The sequence below is a fragment of the Delftia sp. ZNC0008 genome (assembly GCF_000799035.1).
GTDB classification, from domain to species: Bacteria; Pseudomonadota; Gammaproteobacteria; order Burkholderiales; family Burkholderiaceae_C; genus Comamonas; species Comamonas tsuruhatensis.
Map to the genome: position 1 here is coordinate 1 of NZ_JTKZ01000754.1, position 1,879 is coordinate 1,879.

The following is a 1,879-nucleotide window of genomic DNA, read 5'->3' on the forward strand; positions in this document are numbered from 1 at the left end:
CCGCGTCTGGGCTTTCTGAGCACGCTGGGCGCGCGCTGGGTGCCGGCGCTGCTGGCGCAGATGCAGCGCCGCCATCCCGGCATTGCACTGGAGCTGGTGGAGGGCGATATCGCCTCGCTCACGCAGCAGGTGGAGCGCGGCGAGCTCGATGCGGCCCTGCAGTACAACACGGGCCTGGCGCGTCCCCGCATGGAGCTGCTGCCCGTGGCGGCGTTGCCGCCCTATGTGCTGCTGCCGCATCGCCATGCGCTGGCGGCCAGGACCAGCGTGAGCCTGGCCGAAGTGGCGGACCACCCGCTGGTGCTGATCAACCTGCCGCACAGCCGCGAGTATTTCCTGTCGCTGTTCCGCGAGGCCGGCGTGACGCCGCTGGTGGCCCATGAGTTCGCCTCCATCGAGATGCTGCGCTCCATGGTGGCCAATGGCCACGGCCTGAGCGTGCTGACCACGCGACCGGTGGTGGACCGCGCCCACGATGGCCAGCGCCTGGCCTGCCGCCGCATCCGGGGCCGCGTGGCACCCCAGCCCGTGGTGCTGGCCGTGCCGGCGGGCAATGCCTCGCCGCTGATTGCACCTTTTTTGAAGGTGGCGCGGGCTGTGATTGCACCGTAGCGGCGCGCCGTGCGGTGGCCTGCACCACGGTGGTGAATCGCGACCAGGGACTTTCCCCAGCTTGTATGGACAAGATGGGTTGGCACGGTGCTTGCTCCCGCACTCTGTGTTGACCGCAGATGGATGCAGGTTTCCGCCCTTGCCAGGTTTGCCGGGTAATCCTGTATATACATGTTTGGTCGGCAAAAACACACTTCGGGCTTCCGCACCGGTCTGCCCGCGGACCCCGAAACTGCCATTGCCAACTTGCTTTCCCGACCGAGGAGTGCCACATGAGTTCGATCCCCACGTTCCGCCGCCTGCCCCTGGGGCCGCTGGCCGCCGCCCTCTGCCTTGCCGCCGCACTGCAGCCCGCTGCCGCGCAGGAGACCAAGATCACCCTGGGCATGTCGGGCTGGACCGGCTTCGCGCCGCTGACCCTGGCCGACAAGGCCGGCATCTTCAAGAAGAACGGCCTGGCGGTGGACCTGAAGATGATTCCGCAGAAGGACCGCCACCTGGCCCTGGCCTCGGGCGCCATCCAGTGCGCGGCCACCACCATCGAGACGCATGTGGCCTGGAACACCAACGGCGTGCCCATCGTGCAGATCTTCCAGATGGACAAGTCCTATGGCGCCGACGGCATCGCCGTGCGCAATGACGTCAAGGGCTTTGCCGACCTCAAGGGCAAGACCGTGGCCGTGAGCGCGCCGGGCACGGCGCCGTACTTCGGCCTGGCCTGGATGCTGCACAAGAACGGCATGACCATGAAGGATGTGAAGACCGTCTCCCTGGAGCCCCAGCCCGCGGCCCAGGCCTTCGTGGCCGGCCAGAACGATGCGGCCATGAGCTACGAGCCCTACCTGTCCACCATCCGCGCCAACCCGGCGGCGGGCAAGATCCTGGCCACCACCATCGACTACCCCATGGTCATGGACACCGTGGGCTGCGATCCCAAGTGGCTCAAGGCCAACGCGGCCGCCGCCAAGGCCCTGGCCCAGTCGTATTTCGATGCGGTGGCCATGATCGAGGCCGACAAGACCAAGTCCTTCGAGATCATGGGCACGGCCGTCAAGCAAAGCGGCGAGCAGTTCGGCAAGTCGGCCTCCTACCTCAAGTGGTCCGACAAGGAAGCCAACCAGAAATTCTTCGCCAACGAGCTGGTGCCGTTCATGAAGGAATCGGCCGTGATCCTCAAGGAGGCCGGCATCATCCGCTCCATCCCCGAGAACTATGGCGTGATGTACGACGCCAGCTTCATCCAGTAAGCCCGCCAGGGGATACGCGG

Annotated in this window: 2 protein-coding genes; both read left to right on the forward strand. The window is 66.5% G+C overall.

The window, feature by feature from the left end; genetic code table 11:
- Positions 1 to 612, forward strand: a 612-nt coding sequence (locus tag L995_RS24580; RefSeq protein WP_047474014.1) for a LysR substrate-binding domain-containing protein, incomplete at its 5' end; no start/stop codon positions are given.
- A 272-nt stretch (positions 613 to 884) separates the two neighbouring features.
- Positions 885 to 1,859 (forward strand): ABC transporter substrate-binding protein, encoded by a 975-nt coding sequence (locus L995_RS24585; RefSeq protein ID WP_013800043.1) that lies wholly within the window; start codon positions 885 to 887, stop codon positions 1,857 to 1,859.
- Positions 1,860 to 1,879: the final 20 nt, after the last annotated feature.